A 20,516-nucleotide genomic window follows, 5' to 3' on the forward strand; every position below is an offset into this window, starting at 1 on the left:
CCCTGTCATTGCGGCATTGCGGCCGTGGGGTTCATCCGGGCCTGATTGGCGGCGCTGCGCTGTTGCAGTTCCGTCAGCACATCCCGCGCCAGTCCCATACGCTGCTGCTGGCCCTCATGGAGGATCAGAATTTTTTGCGCCAGCGTCGTCAGCGCCGGGCGATGGGTAATCAACACCACGGTGGCGCCGCGTTTCTGCAACGCGACAATCGCCTGCATCAAGGCCTGATCGCCTTCGCTGTCAAGGCTGGCGTTCGGTTCATCCAGAATCAGCAGGCAAGGATCGCCGTACATGGCACGCGCCAGACCGATACGCTGCCGCTGGCCGCCGGACAAACCGCCGCCGCCATCGCCCAATTCGGTGTCATAGCCATTGGGTAGCGACAAAATCAGTTCATGTACCCCCGCCAGTTTTGCGGCCGCCACCACTTTTTCCGGATCGGCATCGCCAAAACGGGCGATGTTTTCCGCCAGCGAGCCCTTAAACAGCTGCACATCCTGCGGCAAATAGCCGATGGTCGGACCAAACGTGTTTTTGTCCACCTGATTCAAATCAGCGCCATCCAGACGCACTTTGCCTTGCGTCGGCGACTGCGCGCCGACCAGCAAGCGCGCCAGCGAGGATTTACCGGAACCGGACGCGCCGAGAATCACCAGCGTTTCGCCAGCCTGCAACGAGAAATGGATGTTCTGCAGTCGGGTATTGCCCTGCGCCGTGCGCAGCGACACCTGTTCCACACTGAGATGCCCTTCCGGCGCAGGCAGCGCCATTGCCGCCGGGCGCGGCGGATAGGCGGCGATCAGCCGGGTCAGGCGCTGCCAGGCAATGCGCGCGCTGCTCCACTGTTTCCATACCCCGATTAACTGATCGATCGGGCTCAGTACCCGGCCAACCAGAATCGAACCGGCGATCATCATCCCCGGCGTGATCTTGCCGTCGATCGCCAGCAATGCTCCCAGCCCCAGCATCAACGACTGCAACGCAATACGGCTGTATTTGGACGCACCGCCTACCGCGGCGGCACGCTCGCTGGCCAGATTCTGCAGGGAAATAAAACGGTAATGACGCGCCAGCCAGCGCCGACGCAGGTTGCCCAGCATCCCCATTGCTTCAATAACGTCGGCATTGCGCAACTGAGCGTCAGCCAGATGGGTCGCCTGTTGCGATTGCTGATTGGCTTCCGCCAGCGGTTGATTGGTCAGATGCTGGTTCAGCCAGGCCAACGCCACCAGCACCACGGTGCCGCCCAGCGCCAGCATCCCCAGCCAGGGGTGCAGCAAAAACAGCACCAGCAAAAACAGCGGAAACCAGGGCACATCGAAGAAGGCGAACAGCGCATTGCCGGTGATGAACTGGCGCAGCAGCGTCAGGTCGGTCAGCGCCAGCCCGGCGCGGCCATCGCCGGCCTCCAGATTACGGGCGAAGGCCGCATTGAAGACATCCTGATTGAGCGCCAGATCGATACGGGTGCCCAGCCTCACCACCAACAGACTACGAACCCACTCCAGCGCGCCCATAAAGGCGCACAGTCCCGCCATCAGCAACGTCAGCATCAGCAGGGTTATACCGTTGCCGGACGCCAGCACCCGGTCATACACCTGCAGCATATATACCGAAGGCGCCAGCATCAGCACATTGATGACGGCGCTGAAAATCCCGACGCTCCAGAAACTGCGGCGGAACTGGCGCAGCACGCCGAACAACGAACGATCTCGCTCAGAGGAAGCATTCACGGCAGGGCTCTCTCCCTTAGGCTTTCTTTTTCAGGGTGCGAACGCTGCCGTCAACCAGCTTATGTTCGTAGCGATCGCGGTTGCGGCTGAAAAACGCCACCGCCGAGCCGTCTGCCTGCGTCAACGTCAAGCCGTCGGGCGTCGGCCGCCAACCGACCGGCGCTTCCGGCAGCAATTTTTGCAGGCACGCGCTGTCGCCAGCCAGCTTCCAGGTCGTGCCGTCAAGCACATCGGTGTTCAACCGGATATCACAGTGCTGCTCTGCGCCGCTCAATACCCACTGCCCGCTCAGTTCCGCCGCGGACGGCAATCTCAGACTGCTCGCCATACATCCTCCACTCAGTGCACTCAATAATGTCGCAATAATAAGCTGTTTCATGATATTCCCATCATTCGGTCATCAGTGAACGCGTTTAATAATTGAAACCATCTGGTTAAATATGTTGATAACGGCAGGCATATTTCCGATAAGAGAAAACACCTGCCGTTATTCAACAAACCCGAAAATAGCGGGAGCGTTCCCGTTATTTTTAAACAATAACATCCGACGGTTGTAATGCCGCACCGACAATGTTGACCAGAAAATCAGCCGTCTCGTGCCCGCTTAAATGCAACCACATATTGGTTTGATGAGACTGACTATCCCAATTCAACACCACTTCGTTTCCTTTTCCCGAGAAATTATCCACAAAGCGAAGATCATGATTTTTATTAAATGCAGATAAATCGATCCGGTCTTCGCCACGCTGGAAATCGGTAATGGTATCCGGCGCCGACGATAGCGAATCCTTTTCCCAGGCATAAACAAAAATGTCTTTACCGGCGCCACCGGTTAAAATATCAGCGCCGCCATCGCCATAAAGCACATCATTGCCGGCACCGCCGTCAATACGATTATCAGACAGATTACCCACAATCACATCATGGCCTGAACCGCCAATCGCGTTTTCAATCACCGCGCCCGCGGCGATGGAAACATTGCCTTTTAGCCCGCCGACATCCGAGAAGGTGCCGCTAATCAGGCTAATACGCTGATTCGCGCTGTAACCGGAGAAATCAAAGGTATCGTTGCCGCCGGCATCCCAAACGGAAAATATCAGCGGCGTTTTGCTGTCTGTCGCGGTATAAAAATCACGACCACTATTGGAATGAAACCCGTATACCGTATCGCCCGTGCGGGTCGACATATTGGCGCCATACAATTTTTGAATGGCTGCAATATCATCCATCAGCGGCGCGGCGGCATGATAGCCATGAAAATCGCCGCCGGTGTACCCTTCATTCCAGTAGCTCATAATACTGAATTGGCGGGTATCCTCCGCGTAGGTCACGTCTTTATAGCCCGGATTACCGTCGGAAGCGTCATAATCTCCAGGATGATACAGCCCCAGCGTATGGCCGATTTCATGCGTCAGCGTATTACGGCCAAATTCATTGATATCCGGCCGCTGATTGTCGGCCTGATTATAATTAAACCAGGCTGAGCCGGCCCATTTCCAATTGCCGGGATAAAAACCGAACGCCTGGCTGTTGTTATCCGTATTGCCGTCCGGGGTTAATGTATAGTTGCCAAACTGAATGGTGGCGCGCTCACCATCCTTAGCTTCGCTAAATGTGACGTTCGCCACATCAGCCCAGGATTGCAATGCCAGTTTGGTCTGTTGAATCTGCGCGGCATTAAATTTGACAAAGCCTTTGAAATTATCAGGCATGTCGCTATCAGCGACCGACTGAAGAAAAGAGTAAGTCAGCGCGGCGGATTTACCGAAAACCTTTTCGCCATTCCAGGTAATATTGCCGCGGGTGATTTGATCGCGGGCCTGCTCCAACGTATAGGACGGCTTATCGCCGATGTTGCCATTGCCGCGGGCGTGGTAATGCCATAATTGATAGACATCCGCCACGCCGGTATAGCCACCGGATGATGCGGAAGAAAGATCGGTCTTCTTTCCATATAAAGCCATAACATTTCCTCCATGAAATTCGTCTTTATACCCGTAATACTTCAAATTGTAGATATGTTGGCAACACCGCGACTAAACACGAGTCTATTCACTGTTTACCCTATTCACTTTTTGTCCTATTGAAAGTGAATACGCCTTGTGATGCATTAATCAGCTTGAAATGCGGCATAGACTGACAACACAGACAGGTTAGTAAAACAGAAATAAAATGACAAGATTCTGTCAGGAAAATCGACGTTTTATTACCTTGCGTTCAGACTACGAAAAAAAACCAGACAGAACATTGAGGAAGGGGAAATTGGCAGAATAAAAAGTGGCGCATCTGTCGCCAGCGCGCCACGGTATTTAATAACATGAAAAAAAATTACAGCGATGCCAGCGTACCGCGGATAACCTCGGCATAGGGCGTTGTCGAGCGCCCCAGCAACGTCGTCAGCGCGTTCTTATCATCAAACAGTCCGCCTTTTTCCGCACCGGCGTCGGAGTCCGCCAGCATATCGGCCAGAAAGTCCGGTAATCCCGCACCTTTCAGCGCGTTGGCGAAATCAGCCTGGGACAGGTTGATATACTGCACCGGTTTACCGCTTTGCTTCGCAACTTCCGCGGTAAACTCCGCCAGCGTGTAGCTGTGATCGCCGGCCAGCTCGTAAATCTTCCCTTCCTGACCATGCAGTTGCAGCACTATTGCCGCCGCTTGCGCATAGTCGCCGCGCGCCGCGGAAGCAATGCGACCTTCGCCGGCGGCGCCGATAAACGCGCTGTGCGCCAGAGCCGGCGCGATGCTGGCGGCATAGTTTTCGGTATACCAGCCGTTACGCAAAATAACATGAGGGATGCCGGAGGTGCGTAGCGCACTCTCGGTCGCCAGATGCTCGGCCGCCAGCCCCAGCGACGAGGTATCCGCGTGCAGCAGGCTGGTATAGGCAATCAGCCCGACACCGGCTTTTTTCGCCGCGTCAATTACTGCCTTGTGCTGGGTTTCGCGCTTGCCGACTTCACTTGATGAGATCAACAGCAATTTGTCTACCCCGTTCAGCGCGCTGACCAGCGTCTCCGGCCGATCATAATCACCGTGTCGCACATGAATCCCCTGCGCGGCCAGAGCGCTGGCCTTGGCAGGGTCGCGCACCACCGCAACGATCTGTTCTGCCGGCACCGATTTCACCAGCGAATCAATCACCAGACGGCCCAGTTGGCCGGTTGCTCCTGTAATCGCAAACATCACGTACTCCTGTTAATGAGAAAACCTTACGCCACGCTTCAACCCGCATGCTCTCAACGCCAGAACAGGCTGAAGCTCTTGCCAGCAGCATATGACCAAAGCTAACTTTTAGTAAGTACTAACAAAAAGGTTAGTGTTGAATAAAAATGCCGACAACATCACAGAATGCTCGCCGCCGCCTTCCAGCTGGCATGCTACCGGGTAACCTGTAAGATAATCGACCTGCCGGTTTTTTAGTTTCAGTCACATCGCACTTATGCGATATTGCTTTTTCAGAGAGCTGATGACGCAAATATTTGTCATATTTGTCACTTCTTTACGTATTTGATTCGTGATCATCAGAATTATAATCGCAGATATTGAACACGATTTTCTGCCTTGACGGTTTATCACAAAGGGTCTCTTTGGCGTGGCAAAATTATTTTTACGCAGTGGAAATTTAGACGATTTTCTTGCGTTGGGAGAGAACGGCCAGCCCGTTTATGCTTCGGCGCTGCAACTACGGGAGACACTGCGTCTTCGCAAACAACAGCACATCGCGGACTGTCTGGCCATCCCCCAACCCAACGAGGATGGCGACCGCATCGACTGGTATGCGCCCTTCGCCGGCAAGATAACCTCCTGGATGGCGGCCAGCGACGAACAGCGTGAGCAGGCGTTGCTGGTGCTGGAACAGTATCTCGGCACCGTTGGCGCCATTAGCGAGCGGGCGCAGCAATCCAACAAGCCGGCACAGAAACTCTTCGGGGTATTGTTGTCGAAAGCCTTTCAGTTTCCAGGTTCCAATCATGTCTATCTGGTGGACGATAAACCGGTCATCACCTTTTGGGGATTCGTCAGCCTGGGCAAAAAATCCCGCGCTGATGTGCTGGAGTGCCTGCGCCCGGTTGAACCGGTCGACATTCCCGAGCCGGTTCCGGAACCGCTGCCGGAAGTGACCACACAGGTCGCCGAACCCGAACCGGAACAACCGCCGCCGCCGGTCGAACCGGAACCGATCGTGGTTGCCGAACCGGTCGCTCCGCCGCAAGCCGCCCCGTCGCCGCGCCGGGTCTGGACCAGCATCTGGTTGCTGGCGCCGGGCGCCGCGCTGTTGGCGACGCTGGCGTTCCAGATCCGCGGTTGCGTTTCTCAACCCGAAAACAACGCTCCGCCGGCGGTGACCGCCATCAAACCGGAAAAACGCGCGCTGAGCGCTACGCCGACGGATACGCTTCCACCGCCGAATCTGCCGTTGCAAGTAGCGACGCTGCTGACGCCGCCAGCGCTGGCTGAACAGAAGAAACCCGAAGAAAAAGCGCCGGAAGCCCCCGCCCATGTCGAGATGAGCGCCGCGCCGAAAGGCGCGCTGGTGATGCCTGCCGACGCAGTAAAAATCGGCTCCATCCGTTTCCTCGACGGCAACTGGCAGGCGGTCGTTTCCATGAAAAATCCGCTGACCGGCAAACCGCCGGTTCTCCGCTACCAGATCAAAGACGGCAAAGGCCGGGTTCGCTTTAACTACAGCGAAAAAGTCACCTGCCAGGCTGAGGTGGAAGCCGGGTTGCATCAGTCCGGCAATCTGGTGATCAACAGCCGCTATCGGGCGCGCTGCAGCGATGGTTCCCGTTATCCGATGCCGGAAATCGTCTGCACCCGGCAAGAATCGAGCGAGGCCGCAGAATGTAAAGGCCGCTACGATGCCGACACAGAGCTACCGATGACGATTAAGCGTGAGAGCAAATAACCATGCTGGCAACCCTGACAGATTACAAACAACAAATTACGCTGATTCAGAATAGCGGTATTCAGTTTCTCGATTTTGCGTTAAAGCTCCCGCCGGCCCGGTCAAGCTTCGCCAATCGCTTTGTTCGCAAGAGCGCCAACGGGCCGCTGTTGCGGCTGACGTACAACGAACACAGCGGAAAATACGCCTTGCCGAGCGCCATGCAGGTGCTGCCGGAAGCGGTCAATCCGGAATCCAGTTACACGCTGGAACAGTCGTTGCGTCTGCTGAGCAACGTATGGCTGCCGCTGCCTTTTTTCCGTTTTAACCCGCCGCGGACCTTCATGGGCGGCCCAAACAACTGGGCGCGGGTACAGGTGCTGGAGCTGGGCGAGCCGGACGATGACGGCAACACCCACCGCCTCTGTCTGGCCTTCGATACCCGTGTTTATCCGGAAAGTCACGATCTGGAAGCGCTGGCGCCCAGCGAAAGCGACATCAACGCCGGGCGCTTGTTCACGCTGGCCTACCACAGTGAAGAACTGGACGATTTCCTCGACCAGACCTGGGTGGACGGCTGGCTGCGCGAAGCATTTTCCCAGCAGGCGCTGGTGGTGGAAAGCCGCAAACCCCGCGATATCCGCCAGAATCTGCGTGAATTCGAATATCAGGCGCATTACCTGAATTTGCTGGATATTATGGCGACGCTGCTGGATGTGCCGGAAATCCGCATCACCAGCGGTACGCTGAAAGAGCCGGCCATCAATGTGGATCTGATTCTTGACGTCGGTAACTCCCACACCGCCGGGATCCTGGTGGAGGATCACGCCGACGAAAGCAACGGCCTCAAGCAGACCTACGAGCTACAGATCCGCGATTTGAGCCAGCCTCATTATCTGTACAACGAGCTGTTCGACAGCCGGGTGGAGTTCGCCCAGGCGCGCTTCGGCAAGCAAAACTTCTCCTTCGAAAGCGGCCGCGACGATGCGTTTGTCTGGCCGTCGATTACCCGCGTCGGGCGCGAGGCCAGCCGTCTGGCGCTACAGCGTCAGGGAACCGAGGGTTCCAGCGGTATTTCCAGCCCGCGCCGTTATCTGTGGGACGAAGAGCCGTATGTGCCGGGCTGGCGTTTCAGCCAGACCAACAGCCCGCGTCAGCAGGAGCCGCTGGCGACCGCCATGCCGTTGACCATGCTGGTCAACGATGAAGGCCAGCCGCTGTTCAGCCTGCCGCTGGACGAACGCCTGCCGGTGTTCGACCCGCACTACAGCCGCAGTTCGGTGATGACGTTCATGCTCTCAGAACTGCTGGCGCAGGCGCTGATGCAAATGAACAGCCCCGCCCAACGCCTGAAGATGATTCACGCCAACGCGCCGCGTCAGTTACGCAACATTATTCTGACCCTGCCCTCGGCGATGCCTAAACCGGAACGCGAGATCTTCCGGCGGCGGATGATCGAAGCGATCGGTCTGGTGTGGAAAGCGATGGGCTGGCACCCGGCCGATGAGGATTTCCTGACGGTGGAGGGTAAGCGCCACAGCAGCATGCCGGTGCCGGAAGTCCAGATGGAGTGGGATGAAGCCACCTGCGGACAGATGGTGTACCTCTACAACGAAGCGCAGGTGAATTTCGGCGGCCGGGCGGAGGCGTTCTTCGCCAGCATGGCGCGGCCGGACAAAGAACTGGCGGACGACGAACAGCCGGGGAAAACCTTGCGCATCGCGTCTATCGATATCGGCGGCGGCACCACCGATCTGGCGATTACCCAATACTGGCTGGACGACGGCGTCGGCAGCAACGTCAAAATCATCCCCCGTCTGCTGTTTCGTGAAGGGTTTAAAGTCGCCGGCGATGACATTCTGCTGGATGTGATCCAGCTGTATGTGCTGCCGGCGTTGCAGGTCGCGCTGAAAAAAGCCGGCGTCACCAGCCCGGACAGCCTGATGACCCGGCTGTTCGGCAGCGAAGGCCGCATGGACGGCCAGCTGACGCTGCGCCAGCAGGTCACGCTGCAAATGTTCATTCCTATCGGTCAAGCGATTCTGGAAGCCTACGAACAGTTCGACCCGCTCGATCTGAACGCGGAAATCGACACCACATTCGGCGAAATGCTGCCGCAGGCGCCGACGCGCAAAGTACTGGAATACGTCAACAGCGAGATCCAGCGTGAATTGCCGGACGAGGAAACGCCGTTCGATATTCTGCAGGTGCCGCTGATTCTGCGTCTTGGCAAGCTGCACAGCGAATTTCTGGCCAACCGCATGAGCATTACCCAGCACCTGCGGCTGATGTCGGAAGTGGTGTCGCTGTATGCCTGCGACGTGCTGCTGCTGACCGGCCGTCCGTCCCGTTTTCCGGGTATTCAGGCGCTGTTCCGCCACCTGCAGCCGCTGCCGATTAACCGCATGATGTCGCTGGATGGCTATCACACCAGCGACTGGTATCCGTTTAACAAGCGCGGGCGTATCGAAAACCCGAAATCCACCGCCGCGGTGGGCGCGATGCTGTGCCTGCTGGCGCTGGATCTGCGTCTGCCCGGTTTCTACTTCAAAGCCGGGGATTTCGAACCCTATTCCACCGTGCGCTACCTCGGTATGTTGGACAGCAGCCACACCCTCACCACCGATAACGTCTACTATAACGATATCGATCTGGATGACGCCGATTTCACGCTGGACGATCAGTCCGGTTTCGAAGTACGCGGCTCACTGTGCCTCGGCTTTCGCCAGTTGGACAACGAACGCTGGCCCGCTTCACCGCTCTACTCGCTGTCGATCGTCGATCCGGAACTGGCCCGCAAGGTGGCCGGCGACAGCGTACTGCACGTGCGCCTGAAAGTGGTGCCGGGCGACGATAACCTCACGCCGGAACGCGTCGAGATCGCCGACGCGGTGCTAGGCTCCGGGCTCGCCATTTCGCCGCATCAGCTAAGGCTGAAACTCAACACCTTGTCCAGCACGGTTTCCGGCATGGCACATTACTGGATCGATAGCGGGAGCGTCTTCAAGAAATGAAACCATTAACGCCCAAACAGCTGTCGAGCCGTCTCAGCCGTCAGTTACAGTCCGTTTCGCAAGGCGTGGATCAGGCGATCGCCTGGGTGGATGAAACCCGGCGCAACGTTCCCCGCCTGGATATGGAAGCCGATCGGCTTATCGTCAAGCTGCGGCGCTGTCGCAACAAGGCCCGCGGCCTGTCCGATTCGTCGTTAAAAGAGATCGCCATGGGCATGTTCGGGTTGGCTCAGGGCGGCAAAACTTATCTGCTGACCTCGCTGGCCGGTAACGAAAACGGACGAATTGAAACCTCTATCGGCGGCGTTACGTTGGATTACCAGAAAAACATCAATCCGGACAACCAGCAACCGGCCTTTGTCACCCGCTTTACCCGGCAGGCTGAAGGCAAAAACACCCCGAATCCGGTACAGGTCCAGTTGCTCAACGAGGCCGATATCGCCCGAATTATGGCCTATGCCTTCGTACTGGAAGACAGTCAGAACCCGGCGCCGGAGCTTGACGAACAGCATATCGCCGAGCACCTGAAAACCCTGTCGTTGCACCGCCAGCAGGAAGCGGTGCCCGGGCTGGACGGCGATGACGTGGTCGCGTTGTGGGATTATCTGGTGCGCCACGACGCCCGGCGTCAAAAGCCGCTGGAACGCAAATTCTGGCCGCTGGCGGTGGAGCTGGCGCCGCACCTCAGCATCGACGACCGCGCCAGCCTGTTCTCGGTTCTGTGGGGCGAACAGTCGGAATACACTTCGCTCTACCGCCATTTCGCCCACACGCTGGAGCAATTGTCCGGCACCCGCAAGGTACTGGCGCCGATCAGCCTGCTGGTGGATGAATCACTGCAACCCGACAGCGGTATTTTCAACGCCAACCTGTTCGACCGGCTCAATAGCCCTTCCGATCTCAGCGCGCAGGTGCGCCCCATCGTCAACGGCCGCGCGGCCAGAAATGTAGAGCTGTCGCTGGCGGAACTGCTCATGCTGGCGGCTGAAGTGCAAATTCCGCTGCTGTCACCGCCAAAGGAAACGTTGTTCGAACAGGTGGACCTGCTCGATTTTCCCGGTTTCAGCCTGCAGGACGAGCCGGAATTCGAGCCGGACGAGGATAACCCGGAGCGGCTGTTGCGCCTCAAGCCACACCCGTTGTCCCGTGCATTGCTGCGCGCCAAACGCGCCTATCTGCTGGAGCGTTATACCGACGATCAGGAAATGAATCTGCTGATGGTCTGTACCGCCGCCGCCTGCAAAGCGGACGTACGCCACGTCGGCCGGGCGCTGGATTTTTGGGTGCGTCATACCCAGGGTGAAAACCCGCAAGTCCGTAGTCGCCGCAAACCCGGCCTGATCTGGGCGGTGACCCGTCATGACCGGCGTTTCACCCACGGCTATAACAACGATGAAGCGGTACAGCGTTACGTGGGTAACCCCGGCGATGCCTGGGGCACCATGCTGGCGATGGACAAGCGCGGCATCAACAGGATGGCGGCCTGGCTGGACGCGGAGGTTCGCCGTGAAGTCAAACTGGGGCGCATCAACGAACAACTGAGCGAATTGCAGCGCGAGCTGTCCGATAACCTGCTTGGCAGTTGGTATCAGCCGGCCGGCGCCGATGACCCGGCGCACAAACAGCATATCGCCGAGTCGATGCTCAAAGCGTTGCAAACCCGAACCGGCGTGCACGGCGAACTGCTGGAACGGCTATTGCCTTCCCGCGATGAACTACGTCGGCTGTATCTGCAACAACAGGAACAGGCGCAACGCAACTTCGCGTCCTATCAGGAAGCGCAGGATACGGCGGTGCCGCTGGTCAGCTATGAACCGTTTGGCGTCGGGATGGATATCGACCTGTTCAGCGATGACGCCGACCCGAGCGAAGAAGACGAAACTGTCGTCGCGCCGGCGCCGACCGAGGAAGAGCAAACCGAAAACCACAGCTATGAAGCGGAGTTCGCCCGTAATCTGTACCGGTATTGGATCAACCACTTGCGCAACCTACCGGAAAACGTCGCCATCATTGAATTACTGGGGATTAACCGCCCCACCATCGAAATGCTGGTGGAGGAACTGATTACGGCCAGCGTGCGGCTGAAGATTGACGATGAGCTGCAAACCATGCTGTTGGATTCCGGGCAACTGGGTATTAACCGGGAAAGCAAAGCGGATCGACAGGTTTCGCGCGCGCTCAACGTGCTCGGCGATTTCGTCGCCTGGCTAGGCTTTCAGCAGGTGCCCGAGGCCGGCCGACCGGACAGCCGCGTCAACAAAGGCAACAAGATCTTTGCCAAGCCGGAAAAGCAAACGGCCAACTTCGGCACCTCCCGACGGTTGACCAAACTGTCGGCGACGCCGGTCAACAATACCGCCTATTACATTTATGACTGGCTGATCGGCCTGAACGAGATGATTATCCAGAACGCCGGCTATGCGGCTGGGCGTGACATCAAACCCAAACAGCGCGAACGTCTGGGAACGATTCTGGGTCTGATCAAACCGACCGAAAGCTGACCCCTGCGGCGGAGCATTACGCTCCGCCCTTTCAGCATAAAAGTTTACACAATCAAATAATTATGCTGCTTTCCTTATCCAAAATTTCGATAAAATCACGTTATAAATCAGGCTGGTCTTGCAAAAATACGACTCTCACGTCATAGTTTTACACGGGGTGTGCACTGCCGTACCGAATAGGTAACGAATACTTTTATTATCATGTTTTTTCTTTGATTCGCCCGGTTTAAAACAATATTGTCGATGTTAAAAAGTACTGTTGACGCTAAAAAATACTGTCAACGCTAAAAAAGGCACGCAGGCTACCCCGTTCTTTTTTCCACCATCATGACGACCGGACTGTTGCTCCTGCAAAGGAAAACAGAACGGCCCTTCTTCCAGGGATATCGGGTTGCAGTTATCCATTGGGTGTGTTCTGACACCTGTATTGGCATACCAGACTGCGGGTGATGTCGCCTTAGGCAACGTCGCCGAAAAACGATAGTGATCCCCGTTCCACGACGCCTGACACCGCTCAGACGCGCGGTTTTCTCTCAGCTGTTCACGACATGGCACAGGTAACACATCATGAGTAACAGTAGTGAACCCGACACCGCCTTTGACGATTTTCTGACCCTATCCGCCCTGCTTACCGGTTTCAGTCAGTTTGAACTGACCGGCACCGGACTGGCTCACGATTATTTCACCTGGCTGCAGCACAACGCCGCCGCACCGTTCAAACAACTGCTGCACGACTTTGCGGCGCAACCGGATGATGACGCATTACGGCTCAACTGGCTGGAAGCCACGGTGCTGACATCGCTGACGCTCGGCCCGGTCGCCCGCAGCCTGCTGCGTTTATGGTACACCGGCCAGTGGGTGCCCATTTCTTCGAAGTCGGACGCCGCCGCCTGTTTTCTCAGCGACGCCGCCTGGCGCGAGGCGTTGATCTGGCAAGCCATCCACGCCCACCCGCAGGCGATCCGGCAGCAGGAATTCGGCGCCTGGGCCGAACCGCCCATTGCGGAGTGGAGAACGCGCGGATGAATCTCATCACCCCTCATCAGGCTGAGCAGACCGATTACGACGTGGTGATCGTCGGCGGCGGCATTGCCGGTTCGCTGATGGCAAAAACCCTGACCCGCGGGGGAAAACGCTGCCTGATACTGGAGGCCGGCGACGGTGATAACCTGCATTACGCCGGATACCGGCATACGCTGCAGCGTTATCGCCAGCATCCGGGCAAAAACCATCAGGTATCCGGCCCACGTAACGTCAACGCGCCGGCGCCGCACGATACCGCCCTCCAGCCCCTGATGCCCGACGGCTATGACGACCGCGGCTATCTGGTGCAACGTGGTCCGTTACCATTCAGTTCCACCTACTGCCGCCAGCTCGGCGGCACGTCGCTACAGTGGCTCGGCAGCGCCATGCGCATGCTGCCGGAAGATTTCGAATTGCAAAGCCGCTACGGTATCGGGCTGGACTGGCCGTTGCGCTACAACGATCTTGAACCCTGGTATCGGGCGGCGGAGTACGAACTGGGCGTCTCGGCCAATGTAGAGGAACAGGCGTATCTGGGAATCCGGTTTCCGCCGGATTATGTCTATCCGATGCAAGGTCTGCCCCCTGCCTGGGGCGATCGACAGCTGGCGCGCCGCCTCAACGGCATGACGGTTATGGAAGACGGACAGGCGACACCGTTGACCCTGCGCGGCACGCCGTCCGCGCGCAACGGCGTGCCGCACCCCGGTTACGAACACGGCCGCGGCTATCATCCTCGCGGCGCGGCAGGCAGCCCGCATCTCGGCCTGCGCTGCTCCGGCAATAGCTATTGCACGCCGCTCTGCCCGACGCAGGCTCGCTACAACGCGTTGAAAACGCTGGAAGACGCCGATCCGGCATTGCTGGACGTCGTCACCTGTAGCGTAGCGCACAAGTTGCTGATCGACCCATCGACCGATGCCATCACCGGCGTTCAGTTTCGCCATTATGTGCATCAGGAAACGGCATTGCATCACCTGCATACCGTCAGCGCCCGACGCTATGTGCTGGCCGGCAACGCCATTGCCAATGCGGTGCTGTTGCTGGCGTCCGATGCCTGTAAAGGTAACGATCTGGTTGGGCGTCATCTGATGGATCACCCGGTACTGCCGGTCTGGGGCCGGGCCGACGCGCCCTTGTGGCCGATGCGCGGCCCGCTCGCCACTTCGGGGATTGAAGCCATGCGGGGCGGCCCGGCCCGCGCGCATCGCGCGGCCTATCGCATCGAGCTGAGCAACGACGGCTGGCGCTGGCCGGTCAACGCCTTATACCACGATATCGAACACCTGCTGGCGGAGCCGTTGTGCGGCGCCCGCTTACGCAGCCAAATGCGCGAACGGCTGTCGCGGCAATTCAGCGCCCGCTGCCTGGTGGAACAGTTGCCGGAATACAATAACCGGGTGACCATTCATCCTGACTACCGCGACGCGCTGGGCAATCATCGTCCGGTCATCCACTATGACCTGTCGCTGTACACCCGCACCGGCGTCGCGCGCGCCGGCAACGCTATGCGCCAGATTTGCCGGCACGCCGGCATTCGCGATCACAGTCATTACTCGCCCGACGACCCCGGCTACTTTACCTGTCAGGGGCAGCCGCTGGCGTTTGTCGGCGCCGGGCATATCGCCGGCACGCACTGTATGGGCAGCTCGCCCCATCATTCGGTGGTTGATCGCCAGCAACGCAGTTGGATTCATAAGAATCTCTATCTGGTGGGAGCCGGCAACATGGTCAGCATGGGAACGGCGCCGCCCACCCTGACGCTGGCGGCGTTGACGCTATGGGCCGCGCGCACAATTCTTTCCGAACTGGACAGAATGTGTGCCAGCACACGTTAAACGCGAAAAAAGCGCTACAAAAGATGATGATATTCGGGTTTCATGCTACGAATAAATAGATAAGACTAACTACACACTTCGTCACTGCCGCCACTGACTAAGACGGAATAACATCATGAACTTAAACGAACACGCCACACACCAAGATTTGGATGCTATGTTCAGGGAAAAAGGCTACGTCAAATTAACCAGCCATAAGGATCTGGCGCACGAGTTAGACGATATCCGGGACTTATTGCAAAAAGCGATGGTGCTGGAACACGCGGTAATCCCCCCCTACCTTACAATGCTTTATACGATGAATGACGACATCGATCCGCGTGTCCCCGAGGTGATTCATTCCGTCGTGATTGAAGAAATGCTGCATTTTGTCATGGTCGGCAACCTGCTGAATGCGGTGGGCGGCACGCCAAATATCAGCGGCCACGATTTTTTGCCCGATTACCCGGCCACGCTGCCGTTCGGCATCGAAGATCTGGAAATTCAGCTACACCCGTTTTCTCAGCACGCCATACATCAGGCGATGCAAATCGAACACCCGAAATACGTGCGTCCGGACGTGGTAGCCAGCCATGTCTGCAGCGACATGTCGATCGGCGAATACTACGTCTATATCGAATCACGCCTGCGGGCGGCGGTGGAATCTTTCGGCGAAAAGGCCGTGTTCTGCGGCGACCCCACCCGCCAGATTGAGCCGGAGCAGTTCTGCCACGGTTCCTACGGCGCCGTCATTCCGGTGACCGATCTGGACAGCGCGGTCGCCAGCCTGCGTCAGATTTGCGATCAGGGCGAAGGCTCGCCGCACAATATCTGGCAGGGCGAAGACAATGACGTCCCGCACTATTATCGCTTCAACGAAATCTACTGCGAGCGGCTGTACGCCCACGGCGACACCATCGCCAGCGGCCCGACCGGCGAACCGTTGACGATCGAATGGGACAAGGCCGTCAGAACCCACAGCGCGGCCAAAGTCAGCGACTATCCGGAAGGCGAGTTGCACAAGGCGATTGTGCGCTTCAACCGTCGCTACTGCGAATTGCTGGAAAACCTACAGTTGGCGCTGTCCGGCCGCCCGTTAAAACTCACCCCGGCGGTGATGGCGATGGGCGCGCTGCGGGAGGATTTCCGGGCGATCGTCTCCCATCCGTTCCCCGGCGACAACGCCTACCGCGCGGCGCCGACGTTCGAGTATACCCCGCCGCCGCCGCCGCGTTTTCAGGCCAAGAGTCAGGCGGTCACGTTCTCCAACAACCAGGCTACGCTGGAGAAACTCGGTCAGGCCTATGCCGCGGGCGACCTGCCGATGGCGCTCACCTGCCTGAGCGAACAGTTGGTGTGGGACATGACCGGCCCGGTGGATGTGCCTTATACCGGCGTGTTCTACGGCCACGAAGGTTTCTCCCGTTTCTGGTCGCTGATGAGCCAGACGGTAGAATTCAGCAGCGAAGTGGTGGAAAAAGTCTTCTTCAGCGACAATCAGGCAATGGCTTACGGCAGCCAGCAGGGGATCACCAAATCCACCCGCGTGCCTTACAGTTACGACTGGGCGATACGCTATGAGTTCACCGACGACCACCGTATCCGGCTGATGCGCAACTACTTCAACCCGATGCGTATTCAGGCCGCGCTGGCCGCTACGCCGCCGAAACCGCGCTCGTTCATCAACAAGTAACGCGCACGATTTCTTCTCTTTCCCGCACCGCCAGCCCGGCGGTGCTTTTTTTTCGCTTCACAGACTTTTTTCGCCTCACAGACTGAAGAACGGCTCCACGATCTGCTGCACGTCGGGGATGGCGGTCGCCACATGCATACCGCCCACCTCATAACTTCCGCGATATTTCACCACCAGCCCGGCTTCCGTACAGATCACCACCCCGGCGGCGATATCCCAGATGCTGGTGTTTTTCTCCACGTAACCGTCAGTAAACCCCAACGCGGCAAACCCCAGTCCGACAGTAGCGCAGCGATAGCGCGCCACCGCCCAGCCTTCATCACGCAGGTAGCCGTCCAGCATCGCCACTTCCGCCGCCGCCCACTTATTACTTTCCCCCAGCGCCACCAGCCGAACCTCGCTGAACGGCACCTGACGGCGATACGGCATCCCGTTACGCCATACGCCGCAGCCTATCGCCGCCGACAGCGTCAGGTTCAACATCGGCAACGCAACGGTGCCGACCATCGCCAGCCCGTTTTCGACATACCCGATCGAAATGCCCCACAGCGGCAAACCGCGCAAAAAGTTGGTGGTGCCGTCTATCGGGTCGATGGCCCAGAAACTATCGCCGGCTTCGCCGCCCATTTCTTCGCCCAGAATAGCGTCCTGCGGAAACGCCTCCCGCAGACGGTCGCGGATCAACTGCTCGACCTGCCGGTCCGCATCCGACACAAAATCATTGGCGGATTTCTGTTCCACCACCACGCTGTCACGCCGGGCAAACAACTGCCTTGCCAGCAACGCCGCTTCCTCCATGACCGTGTTGGCGGTCTCAAAGCGCAACTGCAAATCAGACATTATATCCTCCGGTTATCAACCCACTTTGGCTCTCACCCCAGTTTGGTTCTCACCCCAGCTTGGTTCTCACCCCAGCTTGGTTATCAACCCAGCAAATCGGGAATATCAGACAGGATCGTCTGGGCGCCATTATCGAGGAAGCGCCGGGCCTGAGCGGCATCATTGACGACTGCCACCGCGTATTCGATATCGCTGTCCGCCAGGATGTGCTGGGCCTCGTCATCCAGCAGCTCCGACAGGCAGTGCAAAATCTGGCAATGGGTTTCCTGCAACAACGCCACCGGGCGCCTGGGCGGCACCACCACGGCAAACGCCCGCGGTACATCCGGCATCAGCCGCGCCGCCGCCTGAATGGAACGAACGGAAAAACTCGACAGAAACAGCCGCTCGCGGTTGGCGGGCCACATTGATTTCAGTACGCCCAGCGCCACCTCCGCCGTTTCCACGTCGTCGCCTGCGGTCGGTTTCAGTTCCAGCTGCAATCCCATATCCAGCTCCAGCACGCATGCAATCAGCTCCTGCAGCGTCGGGATGGTTACCCCGGCGAACGCGTCGCCGAATTGCGCGCGCGCCTCCAGCTGGCGAATGTCCGCCAGCGTCAGGCCGGCGACCAGACCGCGCCCATTGGTGGTGCGATCCACCCGATCATCATGGATGATCACCGGCTGGCGATCCCGCGTCAGTTTGACATCCACCTCCAGCCACTTTGCCCCCAGTTGCGCCGCCTTACGCATGGCAACCAGCGTATTCTCCGGCGCCAGCGCCGAGGCGCCGCGGTGGGCGATTAATGCATCATTCACCACGCGGTGGTGACGAAGGTGATCGGTTATCACATCAGACATAATGGTTTCCCTGGTGTTTCAATACATCGGTGTTGAGTAAGAAAATATGTTGAATTAAAAATGCGTTTGGCCTTGCCCGCGTCGGATACAACAAACGGTTTTTAAACGTCTGTTGTTCAAACGTCATCACGTCAAGCGTCATAACAAGGCCGCGCGATGTCATTTCAGCATCACGTTTTGAATAAACTGCTTTTTGATTTCGTCGCCCAATGGCTTGGCCGCCCAGGCGAAACTGCGCGACCGATCCAGCGAATCCGTCGCCTGAGCGCCGTCGTCCGCCGGCGTCAGCAGCGCCGTACCGAACTGCGAGTGAAAGCGCCGTTGCGTGTCCGGCTGCGTCAGCCAGTGGATGAACAGTAATGCCGCCGCCTTATGTTTGGCGTTGGCCGGGATCCCCACCACATTGCCGCCGCCCGGCATGCCAAAATCAGGAAGGTAGAATTTGATATCCGGCGACACTTCGCCTTTGTGTTGCAGCGACAGCACCAAATCCTCCCATGAAGCGGCGAGCTTAAATTCGCCGGCATTCAGTCGGGTGATGCTGTCGGCATTGGACGCGCTGATCACCATGCTGCCTTTGTAACGGTTGAACCAGCTCCAGGAGGGCGCAAGCCGCTGCAACACCGCCGGCGCGGCATTGCCGTCACGGTAGTTGACGTCGGTGACCAACGCCCGGGTAACGGATTCGATAAACGCCGGACCGGAGCCGCCATTCTCTACGTTAAAGGTGAATTCACCGGGGTTTTTCACCAAAAACTGTTCGAACTGCGGCAGCGAATGCGGCAGATCGGCCGTGTCGATGCGCGCAGAATTGTAGGCGATCACGGTCTGATTGCCCCAGAACGCCACCGCGTAGCCCTGGGTATCAACCCCTTCGATCTGGTAGCTTAGTTTGTCGCCGGCCGGCAATCGGGCTTTGAGCGGCCCCCAGAACAGTTTGGGTCCGTTAAGTAACCCGAACTGGCTGCCGCCCACCGAGATCACGTCGATATCGCCCTGCTCACGATGCTGCTCCGCCAGCAGTTTGTTGATGCTGGCCATCGCCTCGCCATCGGGAATGGTGACCCGAATGCCATACTGTTTCTCGAACGCCTTCACCTCTTCGCGCAATCGGTCCTGATAGTACCAGTTGAACCAGACAAGCTGACCTTCCTGACGCGCCTGCGCTTCCACCGCCTGCCAGGACAGGCTAGACAAATCCGGCGTCTGGGCCTGCACCCGCAGTAACGGCAGCAACAGTACCAGCAACGCCGCCAGTCGCCCTATTTTTGACAGACTGAGTCGAATGAACATGCAAGATTCCCCTGAATGATTAAGCGGCATCATCGTTATCCCTTATTGACGAACGCAGACGCCGGAACATGTCTGAGACAGCGCTCCATCAGCAGCATCAACAACACGTTAGGCACCACCAGAATCAGCGACACCACCGCCGCATTAGGCCGAATGAAGTTATAACCCAGGTACGAATACAGAATGGTCGGCACGGTGATAAAGTCGGGCGCGCCCACAATGTAGGAAACGGAAAACTCTTCGATGGACAGAATGAACACCATGATTATCGCCGCCAGCGCCCCGGATTGAAGCGCCGGCCAGTAGGCCACCCGGAAGATTTCCCGCCGGGATGCGCCCAGGTTGCGCGCCGCATCCACCAGATCCTGCCGGACCTGACTGAAAGAGACGCTCAGAATGCGGATGGCGTACGGCAGAAACAGCACCGTATGACCGAGGAAAATCCCCATGAACCGCGAGTACACCCCCAGGCGCATCAGCAATGAGGAGAAGAACACCGCCACCACGAACCCCGGCAACACGATCGGCAGCAGCGTCAGCGCCTGTGCCAGCCCTTTGCCGGGAAACGACAGGCGGCCAAAGGCATAAGCGGTCGGCATCGCCAGCAGCAGGCAGGTCAGCGTCACCATCGGCGCCAGCAGATAGCTGTGCAACAACGCATCGGGCAGCGAGGTGTTGTTCCATAATTCACGCCAGCGCTGCAGCGACAACACCGGCGGGAAGACATCCGGGTACGCCCACGGGTGAGACGGATCCACCAATGACCACAGCACCGCCATGGCAAACGGCAGAATCAACCACACGGTCCCCAACAGCAGGATCACCACCACCAGCAGGCGGTTGAGTCGGTCAATCACGGTCTGCTGCAT

The 20,516-nt window shown here is 58.1% G+C and carries 14 protein-coding genes; 6 read left to right on the forward strand and 8 right to left on the reverse strand.

Translation table 11 applies throughout. From position 1 onward, the window contains the following. Positions 1 to 5: 5 nt before the first annotated feature. The 4 genes from DDA898_RS00105 to DDA898_RS00120 form a co-directional block, all read right to left on the reverse strand. On the reverse strand, positions 6 to 1,733 hold the full coding sequence (locus tag DDA898_RS00105) for a type I secretion system permease/ATPase (protein ID WP_038909786.1): 1,728 nt from the start codon (positions 1,731 to 1,733) through the stop codon (positions 6 to 8). Positions 1,734 to 1,749: 16 nt separating this feature from the next. Next, positions 1,750 to 2,112: a protease inhibitor Inh/omp19 family protein gene (locus tag DDA898_RS00110; protein ID WP_081639194.1), complete on the reverse strand. Its 363-nt coding sequence runs from the start codon at positions 2,110 to 2,112 to the stop codon at positions 1,750 to 1,752. Between the two features lie 151 nt (positions 2,113 to 2,263). Then, the gene (locus DDA898_RS00115) at positions 2,264 to 3,697 is read right to left on the reverse strand and encodes a serralysin family metalloprotease (RefSeq protein ID WP_038909787.1); all 1,434 of its coding nucleotides are present in this window, start codon (positions 3,695 to 3,697) and stop codon (positions 2,264 to 2,266) included. Between the two features lie 364 nt (positions 3,698 to 4,061). Further along, on the reverse strand, positions 4,062 to 4,919 hold the full coding sequence (locus DDA898_RS00120) for an SDR family oxidoreductase (protein WP_038909788.1): 858 nt from the start codon (positions 4,917 to 4,919) through the stop codon (positions 4,062 to 4,064). A gap of 409 nt (positions 4,920 to 5,328) precedes the next feature. On the opposite strand from DDA898_RS00120, the gene DDA898_RS00125 reads away from it, so the two are divergent. The 6 genes from DDA898_RS00125 (at position 5,329) to DDA898_RS00150 (ending at position 16,672) form a co-directional block, all read left to right on the forward strand. Next, complete coding sequence (locus tag DDA898_RS00125; RefSeq protein WP_038909790.1) at positions 5,329 to 6,645, forward strand: SrfA family protein; 1,317 nt, start codon at positions 5,329 to 5,331, stop codon at positions 6,643 to 6,645. Positions 6,646 to 6,647: 2 nt separating this feature from the next. Then, entirely contained in the window at positions 6,648 to 9,638 is a 2,991-nt protein-coding gene (locus tag DDA898_RS00130) for a virulence factor SrfB (RefSeq protein ID WP_038901231.1), read from the forward strand. Next, positions 9,635 to 12,139, forward strand: coding sequence for a putative virulence factor (locus DDA898_RS00135; RefSeq protein ID WP_038909791.1), 2,505 nt, complete (start codon positions 9,635 to 9,637; stop codon positions 12,137 to 12,139). The genes DDA898_RS00130 and DDA898_RS00135 overlap by 4 nt, the downstream gene beginning before the upstream one ends. Positions 12,140 to 12,706: 567 nt before the next feature. Further along, entirely contained in the window at positions 12,707 to 13,165 is a 459-nt protein-coding gene (locus tag DDA898_RS00140) for a hypothetical protein (RefSeq protein ID WP_038909793.1), read from the forward strand. Continuing rightward, complete coding sequence (locus tag DDA898_RS00145) at positions 13,162 to 15,000, forward strand: GMC family oxidoreductase (protein WP_038909794.1); 1,839 nt, start codon at positions 13,162 to 13,164, stop codon at positions 14,998 to 15,000. The genes DDA898_RS00140 and DDA898_RS00145 overlap by 4 nt, the downstream gene beginning before the upstream one ends. Before the next feature lie 115 nt (positions 15,001 to 15,115). Then, positions 15,116 to 16,672, forward strand: a complete 1,557-nt coding sequence (locus tag DDA898_RS00150; protein ID WP_038901235.1) for a ferritin-like domain-containing protein — start codon at positions 15,116 to 15,118, stop codon at positions 16,670 to 16,672. 75 nt (positions 16,673 to 16,747) lie between these two features. Here the strand turns inward: DDA898_RS00150 and DDA898_RS00155 are convergent, their stop codons facing one another. From DDA898_RS00155 to DDA898_RS00170, 4 genes are all read right to left on the reverse strand, one after another. Next, positions 16,748 to 17,512: an inositol monophosphatase family protein gene (locus DDA898_RS00155; protein WP_013317964.1), complete on the reverse strand. Its 765-nt coding sequence runs from the start codon at positions 17,510 to 17,512 to the stop codon at positions 16,748 to 16,750. 83 nt (positions 17,513 to 17,595) lie between these two features. Continuing rightward, positions 17,596 to 18,354, reverse strand: a complete 759-nt coding sequence (locus tag DDA898_RS00160) for a glycerophosphodiester phosphodiesterase family protein (RefSeq protein ID WP_038909795.1) — start codon at positions 18,352 to 18,354, stop codon at positions 17,596 to 17,598. A 159-nt stretch (positions 18,355 to 18,513) separates the two neighbouring features. Beyond that, positions 18,514 to 19,647, reverse strand: a complete 1,134-nt coding sequence (locus DDA898_RS00165) for an extracellular solute-binding protein (RefSeq protein WP_201765860.1) — start codon at positions 19,645 to 19,647, stop codon at positions 18,514 to 18,516. Between the two features lie 35 nt (positions 19,648 to 19,682). Further along, positions 19,683 to 20,516, reverse strand: a complete 834-nt coding sequence (locus DDA898_RS00170) for an ABC transporter permease (RefSeq protein WP_038909796.1) — start codon at positions 20,514 to 20,516, stop codon at positions 19,683 to 19,685.

The sequence above is a fragment of the Dickeya dadantii NCPPB 898 genome (assembly GCF_000406145.1).
GTDB lineage: Bacteria > Pseudomonadota > Gammaproteobacteria > Enterobacterales > Enterobacteriaceae > Dickeya > Dickeya dadantii.

Bases quoted from the DNA above. Each gene is read 5' to 3' on its own strand.
- DDA898_RS00130 (WP_038901231.1), top strand. From the start codon at position 6,648: ATGCTGGCAACCCTGACAGATTACAAACAACAAATTACGCTGATTCAG.
- DDA898_RS00110 (WP_081639194.1), bottom strand. From the start codon at position 2,112: ATGAAACAGCTTATTATTGCGACATTATTGAGTGCACTGAGTGGAGGA.
- DDA898_RS00160 (WP_038909795.1), bottom strand. From the start codon at position 18,354: ATGTCTGATGTGATAACCGATCACCTTCGTCACCACCGCGTGGTGAAT.
- DDA898_RS00150 (WP_038901235.1), top strand. From the start codon at position 15,116: ATGAACTTAAACGAACACGCCACACACCAAGATTTGGATGCTATGTTC.
- DDA898_RS00135 (WP_038909791.1), top strand. From the start codon at position 9,635: ATGAAACCATTAACGCCCAAACAGCTGTCGAGCCGTCTCAGCCGTCAG.
- DDA898_RS00145 (WP_038909794.1), top strand. From the start codon at position 13,162: ATGAATCTCATCACCCCTCATCAGGCTGAGCAGACCGATTACGACGTG.
- DDA898_RS00155 (WP_013317964.1), bottom strand. From the start codon at position 17,512: ATGTCTGATTTGCAGTTGCGCTTTGAGACCGCCAACACGGTCATGGAG.
- DDA898_RS00115 (WP_038909787.1), bottom strand. From the start codon at position 3,697: ATGGCTTTATATGGAAAGAAGACCGATCTTTCTTCCGCATCATCCGGT.
- DDA898_RS00165 (WP_201765860.1), bottom strand. From the start codon at position 19,647: ATGTTCATTCGACTCAGTCTGTCAAAAATAGGGCGACTGGCGGCGTTG.
- DDA898_RS00140 (WP_038909793.1), top strand. From the start codon at position 12,707: ATGAGTAACAGTAGTGAACCCGACACCGCCTTTGACGATTTTCTGACC.
- DDA898_RS00170 (WP_038909796.1), bottom strand. From the start codon at position 20,516: ATGCAGCAGACCGTGATTGACCGACTCAACCGCCTGCTGGTGGTGGTG.
- DDA898_RS00120 (WP_038909788.1), bottom strand. From the start codon at position 4,919: ATGTTTGCGATTACAGGAGCAACCGGCCAACTGGGCCGTCTGGTGATT.